Raw genomic sequence first — 21,308 nt, forward strand, 5'->3', positions numbered from 1 at the left:
TAATCACCCCTTATATATATTACTATAACTATACCATATTTTGTAATCGAATACAATATATACAAATTTACTAGAAAATTTTTAAAATTATGTTGATTATTATGTTCTGATATATTATTGTTTAAAGTAGTAATTAATATATTCTATATTTAGCTAAAAAATGTCTTCATAGTTTATTCATAACTAGCAAGTAGAATATATGTATAAATAGAAAAATGATTTAATATTCATCTTTTAAAACTAAAATATAAATCAAGTTGGTGAGCAAATTGAAAAAAAGAAAACATAAAGTAAAAAGAATTTTTGGAATAGGTATAGTATTTTCTTTAGTATTCATCATTTTAGTTGGCAGACTATTTTATGTAATGGCCATTAATGGATCTAATTACAAAACACTAGCAGTACAACAACAAACTAAAAGTATAACCATAGCTCCTTCTAGAGGTTCAATTCTAGACAGAAATGGTTTTGACCTGGTATTAAGCATGAATGTTTATAGGGTAGATGCAGATTTAACTGTATTAAATAAGTATTTAGTTGATAATAAAATACCTGAAAAACAAGCCTCTGAAAAATTAGCAAAAATTCTTAATGTAAAAAGTAGCGCTATTGAAAAGATATTGAATACAGAAAACAAAAAAGGCGAATTACTTCAATTCGTATCAATTAAAAGGAAGGTTGAGCAAAAAGTTGTAACTTCTATTAAAAGTTTAAAATATAATGGAATAATAATTTCAGATGATGTTGAAAGAGTATATCCAAATGCTAGTTTTCTATCTCAGGTCATAGGGCATACTAATTTAAATGGTTCTGGAGTTAATGGAGTAGAGATGAGCTATAACACTGATCTCGCAGGGACTCCTGGCATGAAAGTAGTTCAGATGGATAGGTATAACAATGAATTACCTTATACTGAGGCTTTAACTGTTAAACCTGTAGATGGAAATGATTTGACCTTAACTATAGATGAACGAATTCAAGAGTTAGCTGAACGAGTAGCTAAGGAAACATTAACAGAAAATGCTGCCAAATCTGTAAGTATAACAATTATGAATCCAAATAATGGTGAAGTTTTAGCAATGGCAAATTTACCTAATTATAATTTAGATGATCCATATGCGCAAGGTGATACAAATAGTCAAGCAGTTGAATCATGGAAAAACAAAGCTGTAAGCGATGTATTTGAGCCAGGATCGATTTTTAAGGTTATTACTGCCGCTGCTGGACTTCAAAGTAACTCTGTAACTGATAAAGATCTTTTTGTAAATAATGGTAGTATAAAATTTGGTAATACAACATTGTATAATGATAATAAAGAAGAGTATGGTGTTGAAACTTTTTCAGACATATTAAAAAATTCTGACAATGTAGGATTTATAAAGCTGGGACAGATGATTGGAAAGGATGCTTTTTATAAATTTACAAAAAATGCTGGGTTTGGTGCTAAAACCAATATAGACTTACCTGGAGAAGGTACAGGATTGGTAAAAGATTTAAAAAGTATTACACCACTTGATCTTGCTACAATGTCATATGGACAAGGTGTTGCTGTTACTCAGATACAGTATATGGCCGCATTTAATGCAGTTGCTAATGGTGGGACATGGATAACACCTCATGTTATGAAAGATATATCTCATACTGAAAATGGTAAAAAAGTTGTGAACAAACAATACACTAATCTTAACAAAAAAACTATAATGAGCAGTGACAAAGCAGCTTTATTAAGAACCTATTTGGAGACCGTTGTTAAAAAAGGAACTGCTAAAGGAACCTATATGGCAGGTTATCATATAGGTGGTAAGACAGGAACTGCTAATGAAGTTAATAACGTTAGCGGTGGTTATATACAAGGTAAATATGTATCATCTTTTGCAGGCCTAGCCCCTGCAAGTAAACCCCAAGTCAGCTTAATAGTTACTGTAGAAGAACCAAATTCAAACGGCTATTATGCGGCCCTTACCGCAGTACCAGCAGCAAAAAAAATATTTGCAGAACTATTTACAATAATGGGTATAAATCCAGATAAAGCAGACACAGCAGTTGATAAAAATGCTGCTAAGTAGAACTAATATATGAAATAGATCAATATAAATAGGAACTAAAATCCTTTGCAATGAAGATTTTAGTTCCTATTAAACTACATTATTTAGATTTTAAAAGTATTTCTAAAAATCTCTTTAAATTCCTTCTTAATAATTAGAAAATCCCCTAAATCATTTAAAAATTGAAATAATAACGCTCTAGCTTCAAATTCATTTCTATCCTTTGGTAGTTCCATGGTCTCATAATTTTTTCTAAGTAGTTCTAGCTTATTAATAAGTTCAATACAATCATTATCTTCATGAATATTGAATGCAACATCATTTGTGAACTCTGACAATATTGTAGTTTGTTCATAGGTCATATAAATCCTTGAAAAATGCCTTTTCATTCTTTTTATAGCATCTAGTTGTAGCATTCTCATATCTATATAACTTCCATAATAATCTTTACTTTTAAATAAATTATTATTATTTATTCTTTGTGCCATTAATTTAGTATTCACAATTAGTTTTTCAACTGTCAAAAGAACATTTTGCTCATAAATTGGTACTGCTTGGGTAACTAAACTAGCAGCCATATCTGATAAGATTAATCTATATTGTTCTTCTATCTTCGCCTTATTTTTTTCAAAATCTTCCTCTAAAGAGGCAGTATATAGATTAAATATCATTGCAACACCAATGCCTATTATAGTTAACTTTGCTTCATTTATAATCCACAAAATATTAATATTTGTACTTGTTAAAAGGTGTGTTGATAATACTGCACCAATAACCATTCCCTCGGTGGTTTTTGAAATATTGGTTAACGTTATAAATATAAGTAAAAACAGTCCAAATATCATAGGATTATTTCCAAGTAGTGTATATAACGTAAACGATAAAAGTATAGCCATAGTGGATGATATTATTCTCTTACCTGCAACTAATAGTGCCTCTTTTTTGGTATCTTGAATGCTTAATATCGCAATTATACCTGAAGTTACTCCAAATTCTAGTCCTATATAATTTGATAGAGTAATTGCAATAGTTGCAGATAATGCTATCTTAAATGTTTTTGATTGTACTGTTTTAATTTCAAGGTTTTTCATCATTCCTTAATCTTTCTCCTTTTCATATTGTTCTTTAACAACAAGGTTAATATGTGTTTTTAATATTTGCAATCTGGCAATTATTCTTTTATTATATCACTGAAATTCTATTTTATTAATTATTAGTTTTTAATATAATTTAATATATAAAAAATGAACCACTTCTATATATATGTATATAGAAGTGGTTCGTAGATATATTCAAATAATCGCTATCTACATCCTTTATAAAAGAAACTGATGGCAACTTGTTCACAATCACTGATGATTTTTATATTTATTTGGACATAAAGAAAGCGAAAGCATCAGTATCACCTTTTGCTAACATACTTCGTGTGTGTACAGCATGTCCTTGATTATCTGCAACATATGCTACAGTGTAATCTCCGTCATTAACCCATCCCATAAATACAAAAGTATGTGTAGGATATCCAGTGCAATCATTTGTTGTAAAGCAAAGACTTCCTGGTGTAAGCTGTTTAATATCCTTTGTTTTTGACCAATTATTACTATTTAAATAAGTTAAATATTGATGTGTGTTGCATACCCCTATAGGTACTGGTACACTTATTCTTCGCATTGCCTCACTTGAAAAATAAACACAATTGTTTATTGTTACTCCACCATGCAATCTTATTGCTGTATTTAGTGTGCTAACAACATTGGCTGATGGAGTCAAATATATAAATAACTTTTCTCCAATTACTGTAGATTGCAATTCTGTAGTCGGTGTAGTTATTATAATTGGTGTAGTTGTTGAAATTGGTGTAGCTATTATAACTGGTGTAGTTGGTGAAATTGCTGCTTCTACAGTAATTATAGCTTTTACTTTTATACTAGTATCATTTATATTTCCATAATAGGTGTAAGTACCTATATCACTTATATTTAATACATTATTAAGCCATGTTACTCCAAGTGTTTTCTTAGTATTATTACTCATAGTAACATCTGTAGTTACAGGCAAAGTATATTTATCACCTTCCTGTACATTAACAAGTATATCTGCAGCGCAGGTTGCTGTTGAAGTAGTATCATAAGTAGTGTCAGTATTTGCAAATCCAGCATATTTCATTAGCCCATTAGCTATTGCCTTTGCAGCATTATTTTGATACTGCTGACTTTCTAATAATATTTCTTCAGATGGATTAGTTATGAATCCTAACTCTGCAACTATCCCAGGACAGCTTGTCTTATTTAACATTGCAAAATTACTTGTGCTACCTACTACTTGTATTCCCCTATTCTTAGCTTTTGTTGCTGTTATTAGTTCAGCTTGCAGCGAAGACGCAAGTAACTTATTCGCACTTTTGTTAGTTGTGTAATATGTTTCAATCCCATTTGCAGTAGCATCTGGAGTATAGGAATTTGTGTTTATACTTAAAAACACATCAGCATTTGCATTTTTAGCAATTAGTGCTTTTGCATCATCTTCACCACCTTGAGTCCAAGACACTGCATCGCTATCTCTTGTATATACTACGTTAAATCCTCTTGATTTTAATATTGTACCTAGTTTTAAAGCTGTACTTAGATTTATATCCTTAGCTTTGACACCACTTTTACTAGTGATTGTACTATAGTATTGAGCTGGATCAATACATACCGTAAACTCACTTGGTTTAGTAGGTGAACTTTTGGTGGTAAAATCCATTCTAACTTCACTAGGAAGAACTTTTCCGTCGCTAGACTTAACCTGCTTTGTTACTATTAACGTGTATGTTTTACCATACTCATAACTTTTAAGAGGCTGAGTTACTACAGTTTTATTGCTATTAGCTAGGGCAACTGTAATGTCTATGTAATTATTATCCTCATCAACCACCTTAATATTCGTGGTATTTACCGTTGAAGCACTTAAAGCCTTATTAAAACTCACTGTCCAAGGTTTACTAACTTCCACATCTTTTTTAGAACTCATACTGGTAAATGTACTAGCTTGTACCATTGTTTGCATAGGTATACATACAATTAATGCTAAAATCATAATTATAAATGCTTTAAAAATTTTTTTCATGTTACATCTCCTAAGTTTTAATATTTAACTATTTATATAATTTTAAGTAATTATGTAAATTGTTGTTTTATTTCCAAACTTATTATACTATAAATTTATTTTCATCTCAATACTTTTATTTTTTTTAAAAAAATGACTTTTTATGATTTTTCTTTACTAAAAAGAACCATCAATTAAAATAATCATATATTAATATAAATACTTTTTTTAGGAGAATTTTTATGGCGAAAAATTATGGAGTTGTGTGTTATGGTCACAATAGTATTTATGTTGATAACTATTTGCAAAATAATTATAAAAAAAGAAAATTTCATGTTAAATACAGTATTCCTAATGAAGGAGTTAATGAGAGCACAGGAATTTTGCTCCTTATAGCAGGTTATGGTGCACAATGCAATTCAAATGTATACAAAAAAATGCGAGCTGAATTCGCTGATAAATATAATCTTGTAACCATTCAATGTGATTATTTTGGTTATGAATATATGCAAGCAGGTTTAGAAAATCTTACTGTAGAAAACATAGATTTAATAAGATTAAACATTAGCACAACCAATGAAAAGGCTAAAAGAATTTATTCAAATAATAATATTAATATAAATGAATTTCTAAATAGTAATTTAAAATATAGAAATGAAATTATAGTAAAAAGCAATTCTCATGAATCCATAGATAATTTTAATGATATGGGCGTAATGCAAGCTTTAGATAACATTGTTGCAACTATTAAAGTCATAAAATACCTAAAACGTAAAAAACTTAATTTTAATACTAATAAGATAATTATTATGGGAAACTCTCATGGTAGTTACTTAGGCTATTTATGCAATGTAATGGCTAAAGGATTGTACACACATCTATTAGATAATTCTGCTTGGATATACCCTGTGTATTGTAATACTCCTAGATATATAGTAACAACTAGAGGAAATTCTGTATTAGTAGTTAAACATGACTATAAAATAAGAACTGCAAGGTCGCCTCTAAAAGGATTAAGAATTAAAAATCTATATGACAACTTTGAAAACAAATGTAAAATAGTGATTTATCATGGAGAGAATGATAACTTGATAACTGCAAAAGATAAATACGTAGCTGTAAAGGATATTCCAAATGTTGTATTTAACTTAATAAAAAAAGAAGATATTGATAATGTAATTTTTAAATCTACTAGCCATGGATTAGATGCTGACTTTCCAAAATTATTTGAAAAATTCTATAAAAGTCACTGTAATAATATTTTCTTGAATAACAAACTAAATATAGATAGTACTATTAGAATACCCGGTGGATTTTTAATAGATTATAGCTCCGGATTACCACAGTTAATAAAAGATAGTAAATAATATATGTAATTTATAAGGAGATGAAACCATGTGCGCAGTAGCAAGAAAATTTTTAACAGGATATGAGTTATATAGAAATGAAGTTATTGATCTTGATTTTCATTTTGCTAATGAGCGATACTTTCTATTAATAGGGTTTGTTTTTAACCCTATAGGAGACCCACTAGCATCTGCTGCTTTAGAAATCACTCTAATAGATAGTCATTATAATCCACCTAGAGAAAGTAATATAGGAGTAACTTTTTCGCAATCAGATGGTAGCTATGGTATATCACTTCCATTAAAATCAAAATGTTTTTACAGAGTTACTGTTTATTCTCCAGGATAAATAGAGATTGTAGTCTAAATACTTAATAGTTTACTATAAAATATAATAATAATTTTTAGCATGACCAGTAACAAAAAACTATCAGATTTATATACTATATTATATATGTTTCAATCTTAGAATCACATTTAGAATTACCATTAAAAAATTCGTTTAAAAAGTAAAGTAATTGTAGAAATGTTATTGAAACGTATATATTATAAAGATAAAAAATAAATTGATAAGGGGAATAAATTTATGGCAAATTATAGACCCAGAACAAAAGCAATCCTTGCAACAGTAGTTGACTCTGGAACAATGGTTGTGCAAAATATATCTACGTCTGCTTGGGTAATGGCACTATTAAAAGGAACAGCTTTATCACCAACTGGTACAGCAATGGCTAGTGGAGCAGTTGCTGTTTGGGAAAGTACAAATCCAACAAGTACTTCAGCTAATCATACAACATTTACAGATGGCCAAGGAAGATATGGAGTTACTGTTAAAGCTAATGTTGCATTAAAAATTAAATTTTACGGCAAGTAATAAAAAACTAATAAATGGATGGGATTTTATCCCATCCTCGTTATATAAAAAGGGGAAATTTATGAGAAGATATAAAACATTAGATGGTCATTATGTCTCTAAAATAAAAAAGGATAATGTTGACTACTTTTTAGGGAATCGAGGAAATTATCAAGAAGATATAGATAACCTGATAAAAAATGTATCTGACTTAAGATTTGATTCCATTATCATTATATTTGGTCTTGATACGGGAGAATACCTTAATGATTTATATAAGCTAATGTGTGATAAAAATAAAGTAGTAATTTTTGAACCTAATAAAGAAATTTTTTTAAAAAATAAGAAAATATCTAATGAAAAGGTAGCACTTGTTTTCTTCGAAGAAGATAAAATTAAAAGTCAATTATATTCCTTTATAAATTCCTCAAGTTTTAATAATTTATATGTACACGCATTTGGTAATTATAGTGAAATATATGAGGAAGAATATAATTTCTTTATAGAGACTTTAGATTGTGCCTTCCATACTGCATCGTCTAGTATAACTATTTCTAATAGATTTAGAGAGGTTTTTATTAAAAATTTAATATGTAATTTGGATATTATAAATCAGTCCACTGGTATAAATAGCTTTGAGGGAAAGAACAAGAATGTACCCGCCTTTATTGTGTCAGCAGGACCTTCATTAGAAAAAAATATAGATGATATGGTTAAGAATAAGGAGTTAGTTGAAAAGTCTATCGTTGTAGCTGGGAGTAGAACCTTAAAGACTCTTTTAGAAAATGGAATAAAACCAGATCTTTTAGTATCAATTGATCCAATAGACGATAATTATGAAATGATGAAGGAATATTTAGATTGTGATACACCTTTGGTTTTCTATGAATATAGTAATAGAAAAATCCTTAAAGATTATAAAGGAGAAAAAATATATTTATCAACATTACTTTCAAAAATTATAGAAGAACTTAATACCTTAAAGGGTACGTACCTTGGAGGATCAGTCGCACATACCTGTGTGGATATAGCTCGTACTTTAGGGTGCAATCCAATAATTTTAGTAGGACAAGATCTTGCATATACCTATAATAAGCATCATTCACAATCAGCAACTTTTAAAATAGATAACAACTTAAACCTTATGGCAGCTACTATTGTAAAAGATGTATATGGAAATGATATTAAAACTACTGCAACATTAAATCAGTTTAGGAAAAAATTAGAAGAATATATTGAAACAGATACAAAAACAAATACTACAAAGTATATAAATGCTTCTTATGGAGCTGATATTATTGGAGCTGATCATTTAGAGTTAAATGAAGTTTTTAAACTTAATATATTTTATAACGTTAAGGAGTGTTTTGAAGCCTCTAGAGATATAAATATAGATTCAAAAGCAGTAATAAGTAGTATTTTAGATTATATAGATTTCTCTACTAGTAACGCAGAGAGTGGGGGAAATTTATGTATAGAGCTATCCCAATGTGATGACAATAAATCCTTAGTTGACATAGATGACGATGATGAAGAGCTACAAAAGTTTCTTGAAATCCTTGAAATAATCAATAATTTTGAGGTCTCACCAGAAAATGCATTTTTAGGAGGATATTTTAATAAATTTATTTTTGATATTAAGCAATTAAAGTTTAGTATGTATGCAAAGGACTATGATAGATTAACATCAAATTTAAAGTATCAAAGCCAATGCTTCCTATTATATTTTAAAGAAATGAAAAAAATGTTAAAAGAAGTACAACAGTTAATTATAGAAACTGTAACAAAATCTAACGAAAGTCATAATATAAAATAAAATGAATTTTAAAACATGGAGGGTATTATGGAAAAGGAAATAGACGGAAAAGTGTACAAAGATATTCCCGTTGTTAAAATGATAGTCAATGGAAAAGAAATTCAAGGCAATGTAATTTCAGCAGAGGATGCCTCAGATGAGAGTATATCATTAACTATAATAACTGAACCAGAAGAAGAAAATAAAAAGTAATTACTATAAAATAAATGCATAATAATAATAATAATAATAATAATAATAATTGTACTTTAATACGAGGAAAATCCTTAAAACCAGGAAAGAAAAATATATTAAACTTAATTCTGAATGTAGAAAAAAGTACGCTTATAAAGGGAACTGTTTATTCTAATAAAAATGTACCAAGTGTGGGTGCCTCAATAAAAGTTGTTGAAATAGACCCCTTCGATAATAAAAGAAAAATATTAGGATGCACCTATACTGATGACAAAGGTGAATATCAATTTAAGGTGATCCCAATACCATATATGATATATGAATTTACAGTGTATTCTCCTTTGAAACAATAAAATGGGGAGCAATAGATTGAAATATTACTGGCATTGTATAGAAATACCACAGGATTTAACAGATAAAAAAGTTCAAGCTATTTTATCTGGGAAGGTTGTGGATTTAAACGGAAAAAGTATAGTTGGTGCTATTATTGGAGTTGAAAAACTTGATTATAATTACACTCCCTGTAGAACAACTGATTTAGGTTATACAATATCCAAGTGTAACGGAGCATATTGTATATGTCTCCCTAAGCGATGTGGAGTTGATTATAAGCTATGCATTTGGCCTCCCTTATTAAGAGATAGGTGCACTATGAAACCTTTAAGAGATGAGTGAAAATATAAGAAAAATCGAAATCTACACTAAAATAATTAAAGTTTAGAAACTAGTGTACAGCTTCTAAACTTTAATTATATGGTAAATATAAAATAATGAAATAGGGTATCTGCTGCATCTTTATAAGTTACAGCTACTATAAGGTTTGCAGCTAAGAAAATTTCTTATTTCAAAAATGAGTTTCTTTTAAAGAAATGATTCATAAAACTATTGACGAATTATAAAATACAAAGTAAAATGAAAGAAATTCAAAATTAAATATCATATAATCAATATAAAGGCCTTAATGGGAAGAGTAGTACCGCGAAAGTATAAGTCTTTTGTCCTATTTTTATAGGATGATGGCTTTTTTTTATATCTAAAATTAAGGGGGAATATTAATATGTGTACAATTATGTGTTATACAGGAACAGACATGAAACATGATAAATTTGCAGAGGCTCTACAAAGAACCGAATCGAGAGGGCCAGATATGACAGAGATTCTTACTTTACCGTCTGGTATTTTGGGGTTTCAAAGACTTTCTATTATGGATTTAAGTTTCAGTGGAATGCAGCCATATACAAGAAATACAGATGCATCTATCTGTAATGGTGAAATTTTCGGTTTCCGTGAAATTAAGAAAGACCTAATAGAAAAAGGACATAAGTTTATTTCTGATAGTGATTGCGAGATACTACTTCCAATGTACTATGAATATGGGCTAGATATGTTCTCAAAATTAGATGCAGAGTTCGCTATTATAATATACGATGGAAAAAAGAACAGTTTCATAGCAGCAAGAGATCCAATTGGAATACGTCCTCTCTTTTATGGTTATTCCGAATCAGGTAAAATCATATTTGCAAGTGAAGCTAAAAATTTAATTGGTCTTACATACAATATTATGCCATTCCCACCAGGCCATTATTACGCTGATGGTAAATTTACATGCTACTGCGATATCACAGTAACTAAGGGTGATTATTGCACGGATGACTTAGAAGTTATCTGCAGCAAAATTCATGATAAATTCGTAACTGCTATAGAAAAACGTATGGATGCTGATGCTCCTGTAGGATTCTTATTAAGTGGAGGCCTCGACAGCTCCCTCGTATGTTCAATTGCTCAAAAAATGTATCCTGGAAAACCAATTAAAACCTTTGCCATAGGTATGACTGAAGATGCAATTGACCTTAAATATGCTAAGGAAGTTGCAGATTACATTCATAGTGATCATACCACTATATATATGACAAAAGAAGAAGTGCTTGGATCACTTGAACAGGTTATTAAGCTTCTTGGAACCTACGATATTACCACAATAAGAGCAAGTATGGGAATGTATTTGATTTGCAAGAAAATACATGAGATATCTGATGTCAGAGTACTTCTAACAGGTGAAATTTCTGATGAGTTATTTGGATATAAATATACTGATTTTGCTCCAAATGCGCAGGAATTTCAAAAGGAATCACAAAAGAGAATCCGTGAGCTTTATATGTACGATGTACTTCGTGCAGACCGTTGCATCAGCTCAAATTCTCTAGAAGCAAGAGTACCATTTGGGGATTTAGATTTTGTAAAGTATGTTATGTCCATCGACCCTGAAAAGAAATTAAACAAATACAATATGGGTAAATACCTTTTAAGGCATTCATTTGAAGGAGATTATCTACCAGATAATATTTTATATAGGGAAAAAGCAGCATTTAGCGATGCTGTAGGGCATTCTATGGTTGACTATATAAAAGAATATGCACAGGATTGCTATTCTGATGAAGAATTTGAAAAACTATGCAAAAAGTATAAATATAATTCTAAACCATTCACAAAAGAATCATTGTTATACAGAGAATTGTTTGAAAAATATTATCCATTACAAGCAGAAATGATAGTAGACTTTTGGATGCCAAACAAAGAATGGGAAGGTTGTAACGTGAACGATCCTAGTGCCAGAATGTTATCAAATTATGGTGCCAGTGGTAAATAAATTTTTATTATTTCTATTCTTACTATGTACAGTACAAAAGAGTTTCAGTAAAAACTCTTTTGTAATTGTTTAATTGCTTTATAATTTACTATCTCCCAATAAATATATATTTAAAGCTTTATTCTTCATAACAAATAATTGGAGTTCCCTCTTCTATATTATCAAAAATTGTTTTAGCTAAATATATTGGAGCATTTATGCATCCATGGGTTCCTCTTCTCTTATATATTTCTCCTCCAAAAGAATATCTCCAACTTGCATCGTGTATTCCTATATTCCCGAAAAAAGGCATCCAATAAGTTACTGGAGCTTCATAACCAGGTCCAGTTAATGTTGCCCCCTTTTGTTTATAATTAAGCATATAAGTTCCAAGTACAGTAGAATGCCCTCTATTGGGATTTCCTGTTACTACAGAACCTTGTGCTATTAGCTTCCCCTTTTTATAAAACCATAAATGCTGTCTTGTTATATTAACTTCTACATAGGTATTGCCTATTTCATTTCCCCCCCTATATAAAGCCTTATTAGTATATATAGGTTCCTTTTCAAATACATTACCACGTCTTATATTTTCTAATAATGCTTCTGTTTCAGCATCACGATTAATTTGAAAGCCATAAAGTCCACCGCTAACTTCTACTATTTGTCCCATAGAGGTTTTAAACTTTCTTGCTATTCCAACGGTATCATATTTTTTACTCAATTCTCTAACATATTTCATAACTGCTATTTCACTTATAGTTGCTTCTAAATTTTTATCAATACTAAGCCACTGATTTATTATATTTCCATCTAATATTACCTTTTCACTCCCAAAATTATAAGTTATTTTTGCTTTCACATACTTATTAAGTAAATTTTTAGTTTCAAGAGTAATATCTGAGCTTAAAGTGTACCTTGGATTTTCATAACAAAGATTTTCATTTAAATCTAATTTTGTTCCTCCTTTTAATATGCTTTTTTCTACATCTTCATATAATTTATCTTTAATTATCTTATTTCCATATACTTCTTTAATAACTTTATAGTAACCAACTGAATACTTAAAGCCTACATTTTGAGGTTCTATAATATCTGTATTTAAACAGTTTAATCCTTTTATCTTGCTTCCTAAATCGTCTTTATTGTAAACAAATAAATTCTCAACATAATATTTTTGAGCCTTAAATAATGAAATTATCCATATATAGCATTTTTTCCTAGAATAAACTTTATCAATACTATTTTTTTCATTGTACTCCATTTTTATATCTCTTCCAATTATTTCTTCTGTTTTCCCATTTCTTTCTACGAGCATCAACTTATAATCTTTAACATAACTTTTAATTATATCAGCTGTATCTTCATGTGATTTTAATGATACATCTACTCCATTTATTACTGTATTAAAAAAGAAATGATTAGAAAAGTATAAGGAAATAAGTAAATATATTAGTAAAATTGAAAATATAAAAATAATAACATTTCCTGTACCCTTACTTTCAAAAAGCTTTTTTATATCAACATTCTCCATACCGATTAGTCCCTTTCATCAAAAATTTAAATATGTTAACTAATTTATAATATGTTTGGATTCATGATTTTAAAACTAAATATGTAGATAGATATGTAAATTTTGCAAATAAAACAATAAGATATGATGATTATAAAAATTTTATCCATTACAAGCAGAAATAAGGGTACCCTTTATTAAAGAGTACCCTTAAAAAATATCTAATTGTTGTTGCTTCAAATATTTAATCCTATTTCATTACCAGTCCAAATAGCATTCATTATATTGGCGGCATTATTTGCATCTCCAACAATATATAAATCTGCTATTTTACCATTCATTTTATAAAACAATTCTCTTTCAGATTTAAAGCCAACTGCTAAAACTACAGTATCTGCTTTAATCTCACTCTTACCAAATTTATCATTAATTATTACAGCACCCTCATCAGTTACTTCAAGCAAAGCGGTACTGGTAATTTTCTCTACCTTATTAATCTTTAATAGATCAATTAACATTATTTTATTCATATGTGGAATAGGTTTTCCTGAACTTACAATATCACTAAAAGCTTCTACTATGGTTACTGTTTTACCTTGCTTAGCAAGCCATAAAGCAGTCTCACAACCAACAAGTCCTCCACCTACCATTATTACATTTTGACCTGTAGCCTTACCATTAAGTACTTCACTAGCTGTGGCAACCTTTTCTTTATTAATCCCAGGTACTTTATTTAACATTACTTCCTTAGATCCTGTTGCTATAACCACTACACCCGGCATTAATGTATCAATCATCTCTTCTGTAACTTGCATATTCATTATTAAATTAACATCTAAAACCTTCATTTCGTTTTTGTACCACTTAAGCAATCTTTTATCATCAAGCTTGAAGTCAGGCTTTGATCCGGCAATAACATGTCCTCCCAAATCATTAGTTTTTTCATATATTGTAACATTATGACCTCTCATTTTAGCTATTCTTGCTACTTCCATACCAGCAAGACCACCACCAATGACCATTATATTTTTAGGATTATAAGTAGGTTTTATTTCATAATATCGTTCTCGTCCTGTAGCCGGGTTTACAGCACAAGATAGTGGTTTATTTTCAAAAGCTCTTCCAAGGCATCCGTCATGGCAACCAATACAAGGACGAATTCTATCTTCCTGTCCAAGTAAGACTTTTCTAGGCCAATATGCATCTGCTAAAAGACCCCTACCAAGAGATATCATATCAGCTTGATTGTTTTCTAATGCTTTTTCTCCTATGCCAGGCGTATCCAATTTACCTGCAACAATAACAGGGATTTTTACTACTTTCTTTAATTGCTCAGTGAATGGCAAATACAATCCATGTTTTTGGTAAATCGGAGGGTGAGACCAATACCAAGCATCATATGTACCAACATCAGTATTTAATTCATCATATCCAGCTTCCTCTAGTATTTTGGCTGCCTCGAGTCCCTCTTCTAAATTTCGGCCTTTTTCTTCATAATCCTCACCCGGTAGTCCACCTTGCCTCCAATCTTTTATACAGCTCTTAATGCTATATCTTAATCCAACTGGAAAATCTTGTCCTGCATTTTTCTTTATTTCATGTAATATTTCAATAGGAAGCGTTAATCTTCCTCTTAAATCTCCACCATATTTATCTGTCCTTTTATTAAAAATTGCGAGTGTAAATTGATCTAGCAAATAACCTTCATGTACCGCATGTACCTCAATTCCATCGTAACCTGAAGCTTTAGCAATTTTAGCTGCTTCACCAAACTTTTTAACTATCTTCTCTACTTCCTGAGTTGATAATTCTCTACATGTCACAGATGGATCCCAATAATTTGGAATCGCTGAAGCTGAAACCGGCTGTTTTGCCATTAAAATAGGAGATCCACTTCTTCCAAATCCCATAGTCAATTGAAGAAATATTTTTGTTCCATAAGCATGTACCCTTTCCGTGAGTTCTGAAGATGTTTGAATAAATTTAGCTGGATTTCCTGTTGCACACGGAAAAGCTGGCATTATTGTTTTATCTATTTCATTTTCTACTTTAACTATACTTGTTATTATGAGTCCTGTTCCACCTTTTGCTCTTTCCACATAATAATCAATTGCTCTTTGATTAAATGCACCATCATCTGAGATTAGACCAAAAGCTCCCATTGGTGCCATTGCAATTTTGTTTTTAATTTCAACCTTACCAATTTTAATTGTTTCAAACAGTTTGTTTTTTCTCATTTTCAATCCTCCTTATTTATAATATAGTTTTAAAAATCCTGATACACTTTAACCACATTTCAGAAGGTAATTCTCCTTCTGAAGTCGTTAATGCGTCTTCTTCGAAGCTGTTGCAGCGACCCAGGAGATGATTTAATTATAAACTTGAACTTTTTTATAAAAATGTGACTTAAACCATTGAAAATTAAAAGATTATGAGCATTTGAATATAGTGAATATATCCTAAAAAGGATGTTATGTATACATTTACTCATATATACAATATAACACTAAATAATGAATTATCCTTTCAATTATAAAAGAAAACCAATTTAATTGCTTTCATACTTAATAGTTTAAAATAGACATTGTGGTAATTCTCTATTCGTTTTTTTCTATGTGCACGTACTGATTTTTAAGCCATAATAAGTATTCTTCTTCACGATTAATAGCGTGATCTAATATTAGATAGTGCCCATAGTTTGATTCTTTTTTCTTTTGTGAGTCAAAAACAACCTGCATTCTCAATTTGAAATGTTCCAATTTCTCCTCATGCAATACTATTTGTTCCTCAAACATCTTTTCTAATATTCCATCTTCTTTCCCACGAATGAAGTACAACTTTAAAATAAACTCATCCTTAGTTGCCAATAATTCTTGTGTAGGAGAAGAAATCCACACCTCTAGTTCTGCTCTCCCGTCACCCGTAATGGTGTAGTATTTTTTTTCAAGTTTACTTCCAACAATTTCAGTTCGAAAACAAATTAACTTTTGTTCTTCTAATTTTTTGAGTTCAGGATAGATTTGACTATGTTTAGCTTTCCAAAATTCTCCTATTTCATCTTCAAAAATATTTTTGATATCGTATCCTGTTAATTCTTTCTTTTCCAAAAGTCCTAAAATAATATATTTCAACATATTTTTTTTAGCCATGCTTAACCTCCCTTGACAACTCTTTATAATAAGTATAACATAATACTCGTAGTAAAACATGTTTATAATTACATGTTTATAAATACATACTGCTTTTATATTTTAAGGAGGAAAAACAATGAAAAAAGAGAAAGAATTTAAAGACTTACAAGATTTTTTAGGAACTCATTTTATATATACTTATGATAATGGCTGGGAATATGAATGGTATGCAAAAAATGACCATACAGTTGATTATCGTATCCATGGTGGCATGGTAGCTGGAAGATGGGTAACAGACCAAGAAGCAGATATTGTAAAATTAACAGATGGCGTATTTAAAATTACTTGGACTGAACCAACTGGTACAGATGTAGCTTTAGACTTCATGCCAAATGAAAAAAAATTACATGGCGTTATCTTCTTCCCTAAATGGGTTCATGAACATCCAGAAATTACAGTAACTTATCAAAATGAACACATTGATTTAATGGAAGAAGCTAGGGAAAAATATGAAACCTATCCTAAATATATTGTTCCTGAATTTGCAACCATAACTTATATGGGTGATGCAGGACAAAACAACAATGATGTCATCAGTGAAACTCCATATAAAGGGATGACAGATGATATTCGTAATGGCAAATATTTTGATGAGAACTATAAAAAAATCAAGAAATAAGCCCCCTATCCTAGAATTAACACAAAAACACCTATAATTTAATATAGGGTTTTTGTGTTAATTCTATTTTACATAAGGATACAACCAAGGCTAAACATAGATTCTTTAAATGGTCGCATATCTAACATAGGCTCACTCATGTGCAACTGACGCATTACAAATATGACCAATGAAATAACCGAAACAATTATAGGACCTGCTATTAAATAGGTGTATAAACTACCAATATTACTAACACCATATATAATTCCACCGAATCCTATAGTAGATAATATAATACATACGATATCTATAGTTGGCTTTTAAATATCGTTTTGTTGAAAAAAAAATAAAAAAGTGTATAATTACTTGTTGTACCAACTATTTATACGACAAGTCTATTTCATGGAGATGAAAAAATATGTTTAACTCTTACGATCAAGATATTGGAATGTTATCCAACAAAATTAATAAGAAACTAATACATTATCTTAATAACAAACTTGAAAAATTTAATATCACAACTGAGCAATGGTTAGTATTAATTCGATTATCTAAACAAAACAAAATAAGTCAAAAAAATTTAGCCGAGGTTTCAAGTAAAGATCAATCTACTTTAACTAGAATAATTGATATACTTGAAAGAAAAAACTTTATTGAAAGGCATCCAAATAAAGAAGACCGCCGTTCAATTGCTATACATATAACAGCTGATGGGTTAGATACTTGTAAAAAAGTAACGCCTTTTTTAGATGTTATATTTAATGACATTCTCAAAGGTATATCTTACGAGAGGCTGAAAATATTTAATGAGGTCTTTTTACAAATTGATGAAAATATAGACAATTTAAAACACAGCAGTAATAATTAGAAATAAAATTGACTAATCTGAGGTGAGTTAGATGGAAGTTGAAATAATAATTAGGGCTATGGAAGAATCAGATTTAGAATACGTCCTTGAATTAAGGAACATAGATTCTAATTCTGTAGTTTCAAAAAATTTTTATAAAAAGGAAGTTTTAATGAACTACTTAAAAAGAAATCCTGAAGTTAGTTCAGTAGCGTGTACAGTGGAAGGGAAAATAATTGGTTTTCTATTATGTGGACATGATGGAATACGGGGTTTCATTTACCATATAGCTGTTTATGATAAATATGAAATCAGACGAATAAGCAAAATAATGGTAAATCGTTCATTATCCGAATTAAAAAAAGTTGGAATAAATACAGGTTTTATATTTACCCAAAGTAGCACTTTTGATTTAGAAGAATTTTGGGACTCCATTGGATGGACAGTAATTCCAGATAAGACATCTAAAGAAAACACATAAGACTAAAGGAAGAGGTATGTTAATGAGGACTCTTAAATATGCAATTTTAGGATTAATAAATAGAAAGCCTATAACTGGTTATGACATAGGAAAAGAATTTAATTTTCAATTAGCTGAGTTTTGGAGTGCAAAACTCAGCCAGATATATCCAGAATTAAAAAAATTAGTCGAAGAAAAACTTATAGTTTATGATATCGAAATTAGTGGAGATGTATTAGAAAAAAAAGTTTATGATATTACAGAAGAAGGTAAAAAAGAATTTTTAAAATGGCTAAAAAAAGATGTCCCTATGGAACCAACCCCCAAAAATATTTTTCGCCTTAGAATGTATTTTTCAAATAATTTAGATGTAGACACTAGAATTGATTTATTGGAACATCAATTACTTAAACATCATGAAAGGCTTACCTTTTTATACGAGCAAAAGGAACCTTATGATAACGTTCCACCTCTTAATAGTGATGTCTTTGGAGATTATCTGGTTCTAGACGGAGCTATTATACGAGAAAAGTCTACTATTAAATGGTTAGAAAATTGTATTAATTATTGTAAAAATGGTAATGAGATATAAAACAATAAGCCCTATCAAACAATGAAAGTTTGATAGGACTCAAAATGTATCTCTATTCTATTCAAAATGAACATTAACAAATTGTGTTCTCAATTTGTTAATGTTTATTTGGGAATTTTTAGAAAAAGCCTTATATTATTCCTCCTAAAGTTCTCCTCCATTTGTTGAAATTACATTTTTATACCAGTAAAAACTTTTCTTTCTTATACGGCCTAAATCTTTCAAATCAAACTCATCTCTATTAACATAAACAAATCCATAACGTTTCTGAAATCCTTGATGTGTACTAACAAGATCTATTGCTGACCAAGGACAGTACCCTATTAATTTCACACCATCAGTAATTGCGAGTTGTGCTTGCTCAATATGTTTACGCAAAAAGTCAATACGATAATCATCATTGACAACGTTGCCTTCTTCTAATTTATCAAAGGCTCCTAATCCGTTTTCAGTTACTAGTAATGGTAGATTATATCTTTCATTTAATTCACGTAATGTAAGACGAAATCCTACTGGATCAATATCCCATCCAAATTCTGTTTTAGAAAGATTTGAATTTATAGCTCCACGATATATTCCAGGTTCCCCAAGTACAATTTGTTGATCACCTGTAGATGATTTGTCTGTAGCATCGTTTTCACTTTCAGCTACGGTTGCTGTACAGTAGTAGTTAAAGGCAATAAAATCAGGCTTAGCTCCACTTAAACTTTCCATGTCACCAGATTCAATTGTTGGGGTACACCCTTTTTCCTCCATGAAACTCCATGCTACTGTATTATAACGTCCCAATACTGCCATATCCAAGTATAACCAGTTACGAATTGATGACCAGTTATTAGCAGCTAACACATCCTCTGGTTTTGAACTAGCGGGATAAATGCTTGAAATATTTGGTGCTGGTCCTATTTTTGCATTTGGGCACATTTTATGACAAAGTTTCATGACTTTTGCTTGTGCTAGTAGCATGTGATGATTTTGCTGATATAATTTTTTTTGTATACTTTCTCCATCTGAAGCAACTATTCCAAGGGCTGAACCATGTAAAATCATCATATTTTGTTCATTTATAGTTAACCAATATTTAACTCTGTCACCATAGTTTATAAATAATGTCCTTCCATAGTTTTCAAAAGCATCAATTGTTTCTCTATTGGACCAACCACCCTTTAATTGAAGAGCTTGAGGTAAATCAAAATGGTACATTGTTATAATAGGTTCTATATTATGTGCCAATAATTCATTAATTAAGTTATTATAAAATTCAATGCCATTCTGGTTAACTTCTCCTGTACCATTTGGAAAAATTCTAGTCCAAGCAATTGAAAAACGATACACTTTAAATCCCATCTCAGCAAGTAATGCGATGTCCTCTTTGTAATGGTGATAATGATCACTAGTTACTTTAAAATCCGCAGTATTTTTAGGATGATTTCCCATATCCATAACCGATGGTCCCTTCCCATCTTCATTCCATGCCCCTTCTACTTGATAAGCTGAGGTTGATGCTCCCCAAAGGAAATCCTTTGGGAATGGTTTAATTGTTTTGTGATACATACAAATCCCACCCTTCATTTTTGAATTAGCACAACTATCTGCTTAATTTCTTTATAAAGTCATTAACATCTTTAGTTTTTAACAAATCATTTTTTGAAAAGGCCCTGTCTACGATTTGAGTAGTCATTTTAACCTTAATATGTATAGGTTGTGGTCCACCACTCTTTTGTAGGTCTACTAAAAACATTTCATATTTTTCTTGTTGATTTCCAATAAATTCGCAGTCACTATAATCAAGGAAATTAGATGATGCAGTATAATTTATTGAAAATTCTTTATCATTTCCTGTCACAGTTAATTTAAATAATTTCATTTAATTACATCTTCCTCTCTTTATTATAAATTACTCTTGATATCTCACTCATTCTTAAAATCTCATCATTTCAAAAAGAAACTTTCTTGTTATATATTGAATTATTGTATTTATATGGGCATAGGTGGATGACTTAAATAGAGCTCTGCTTTTTTGTTAAATTATGGCTACGACGGATGTCCGCATTATCTCTGGTAACTTACCCTTCCATGTCTCACAGGATCTATGTCCTAAATTCCTTCGTTCAGTCTATCCAAGAGGCGGATGTCAGTATTGGCTCCTTTACCGGG

20 protein-coding genes are annotated in these 21,308 nt (G+C 30.0%); 13 read left to right on the top strand and 7 right to left on the bottom strand.

From position 1 onward, the window contains the following. Positions 1-269 precede the first annotated feature (269 nt). Entirely contained in the window at positions 270-2,066 is a 1,797-nt protein-coding gene (locus KPL37_RS09965; RefSeq protein WP_216148836.1) for a penicillin-binding transpeptidase domain-containing protein, read from the top strand. 83 nt (positions 2,067-2,149) lie between these two features. Here the strand turns inward: KPL37_RS09965 and KPL37_RS09970 are convergent, their stop codons facing one another. Both KPL37_RS09970 and KPL37_RS09975 read right to left on the bottom strand, forming a co-directional pair. Next, positions 2,150-3,139, bottom strand: a complete 990-nt coding sequence (locus tag KPL37_RS09970) for an aromatic acid exporter family protein (protein WP_425514035.1) — start codon at positions 3,137-3,139, stop codon at positions 2,150-2,152. A 274-nt stretch (positions 3,140-3,413) separates the two neighbouring features. After that, positions 3,414-5,153 (bottom strand): N-acetylmuramoyl-L-alanine amidase, encoded by a 1,740-nt coding sequence (locus KPL37_RS09975; RefSeq protein WP_216148839.1) that lies wholly within the window; start codon positions 5,151-5,153, stop codon positions 3,414-3,416. A 221-nt stretch (positions 5,154-5,374) separates the two neighbouring features. On the opposite strand from KPL37_RS09975, the gene KPL37_RS09980 reads away from it, so the two are divergent. The 8 genes from KPL37_RS09980 to asnB all read left to right on the top strand — a co-directional run bounded on the left by KPL37_RS09980 (position 5,375) and on the right by asnB (position 11,968). Next, positions 5,375-6,499 (top strand): DUF2920 family protein, encoded by a 1,125-nt coding sequence (locus KPL37_RS09980; RefSeq protein ID WP_216148842.1) that lies wholly within the window; start codon positions 5,375-5,377, stop codon positions 6,497-6,499. 28 nt (positions 6,500-6,527) lie between these two features. Next, positions 6,528-6,827: a carboxypeptidase-like regulatory domain-containing protein gene (locus tag KPL37_RS09985; protein ID WP_216148845.1), complete on the top strand. Its 300-nt coding sequence runs from the start codon at positions 6,528-6,530 to the stop codon at positions 6,825-6,827. A gap of 237 nt (positions 6,828-7,064) precedes the next feature. Beyond that, a complete protein-coding gene (locus KPL37_RS09990) occupies positions 7,065-7,352 on the top strand; it encodes a hypothetical protein (protein ID WP_216148848.1) in 288 nt (95 codons plus the stop codon). A 61-nt stretch (positions 7,353-7,413) separates the two neighbouring features. After that, positions 7,414-9,147, top strand: coding sequence for a motility associated factor glycosyltransferase family protein (locus KPL37_RS09995; RefSeq protein ID WP_216148852.1), 1,734 nt, complete (start codon positions 7,414-7,416; stop codon positions 9,145-9,147). Positions 9,148-9,174: 27 nt separating this feature from the next. Continuing rightward, on the top strand, positions 9,175-9,339 hold the full coding sequence (locus tag KPL37_RS10000) for a hypothetical protein (protein WP_216148855.1): 165 nt from the start codon (positions 9,175-9,177) through the stop codon (positions 9,337-9,339). Between the two features lie 14 nt (positions 9,340-9,353). Continuing rightward, on the top strand, positions 9,354-9,674 hold the full coding sequence (locus KPL37_RS10005; protein ID WP_216148857.1) for a hypothetical protein: 321 nt from the start codon (positions 9,354-9,356) through the stop codon (positions 9,672-9,674). A gap of 16 nt (positions 9,675-9,690) precedes the next feature. Further along, positions 9,691-9,996 carry a hypothetical protein gene (locus KPL37_RS10010; RefSeq protein WP_216148860.1) on the top strand — a complete coding sequence of 102 codons (306 nt, stop codon included), beginning with the start codon at positions 9,691-9,693 and terminating at the stop codon, positions 9,994-9,996. A 382-nt stretch (positions 9,997-10,378) separates the two neighbouring features. Next, positions 10,379-11,968, top strand: a complete 1,590-nt coding sequence (gene asnB / locus KPL37_RS10015) for an asparagine synthase B (RefSeq protein WP_216148863.1) — start codon at positions 10,379-10,381, stop codon at positions 11,966-11,968. 118 nt (positions 11,969-12,086) lie between these two features. On the opposite strand, the gene KPL37_RS10020 is transcribed toward asnB, so the two are convergent. The 3 genes from KPL37_RS10020 to KPL37_RS10030 form a co-directional block, all read right to left on the bottom strand. Next, complete coding sequence (locus tag KPL37_RS10020) at positions 12,087-13,481, bottom strand: L,D-transpeptidase family protein (protein WP_216148867.1); 1,395 nt, start codon at positions 13,479-13,481, stop codon at positions 12,087-12,089. 215 nt (positions 13,482-13,696) lie between these two features. Beyond that, positions 13,697-15,697 (bottom strand): oxidoreductase, encoded by a 2,001-nt coding sequence (locus tag KPL37_RS10025; protein ID WP_216148870.1) that lies wholly within the window; start codon positions 15,695-15,697, stop codon positions 13,697-13,699. Positions 15,698-16,057: 360 nt separating this feature from the next. Continuing rightward, positions 16,058-16,609: a PadR family transcriptional regulator gene (locus tag KPL37_RS10030; protein ID WP_216148873.1), complete on the bottom strand. Its 552-nt coding sequence runs from the start codon at positions 16,607-16,609 to the stop codon at positions 16,058-16,060. Between the two features lie 118 nt (positions 16,610-16,727). Between KPL37_RS10030 and KPL37_RS10035 the strand changes: the two genes are divergently transcribed. The 4 genes from KPL37_RS10035 to KPL37_RS10050 all read left to right on the top strand — a co-directional run bounded on the left by KPL37_RS10035 (position 16,728) and on the right by KPL37_RS10050 (position 19,151). Next, positions 16,728-17,270 carry a phenolic acid decarboxylase gene (locus KPL37_RS10035; RefSeq protein ID WP_216148876.1) on the top strand — a complete coding sequence of 181 codons (543 nt, stop codon included), beginning with the start codon at positions 16,728-16,730 and terminating at the stop codon, positions 17,268-17,270. Between the two features lie 400 nt (positions 17,271-17,670). After that, on the top strand, positions 17,671-18,120 hold the full coding sequence (locus KPL37_RS10040) for a MarR family winged helix-turn-helix transcriptional regulator (RefSeq protein WP_216148879.1): 450 nt from the start codon (positions 17,671-17,673) through the stop codon (positions 18,118-18,120). A 31-nt stretch (positions 18,121-18,151) separates the two neighbouring features. Next, positions 18,152-18,580, top strand: a complete 429-nt coding sequence (locus tag KPL37_RS10045) for a GNAT family N-acetyltransferase (protein WP_216148882.1) — start codon at positions 18,152-18,154, stop codon at positions 18,578-18,580. 22 nt (positions 18,581-18,602) lie between these two features. Beyond that, positions 18,603-19,151, top strand: coding sequence for a PadR family transcriptional regulator (locus KPL37_RS10050; RefSeq protein WP_216148885.1), 549 nt, complete (start codon positions 18,603-18,605; stop codon positions 19,149-19,151). 144 nt (positions 19,152-19,295) lie between these two features. Here the strand turns inward: KPL37_RS10050 and KPL37_RS10055 are convergent, their stop codons facing one another. Together KPL37_RS10055 and KPL37_RS10060 are read right to left on the bottom strand one after the other, a co-directional pair. Further along, positions 19,296-20,705 carry a glycoside hydrolase family 1 protein gene (locus KPL37_RS10055; RefSeq protein WP_216148888.1) on the bottom strand — a complete coding sequence of 470 codons (1,410 nt, stop codon included), beginning with the start codon at positions 20,703-20,705 and terminating at the stop codon, positions 19,296-19,298. Positions 20,706-20,739: 34 nt separating this feature from the next. Continuing rightward, positions 20,740-21,018 carry a hypothetical protein gene (locus KPL37_RS10060; protein WP_216148891.1) on the bottom strand — a complete coding sequence of 93 codons (279 nt, stop codon included), beginning with the start codon at positions 21,016-21,018 and terminating at the stop codon, positions 20,740-20,742. Positions 21,019-21,308 lie beyond the last annotated feature (290 nt).

The organism is Clostridium frigoris (assembly GCF_018861865.1).
Classification (GTDB): domain Bacteria; phylum Bacillota; class Clostridia; order Clostridiales; family Clostridiaceae; genus Clostridium_AD; species Clostridium_AD frigoris.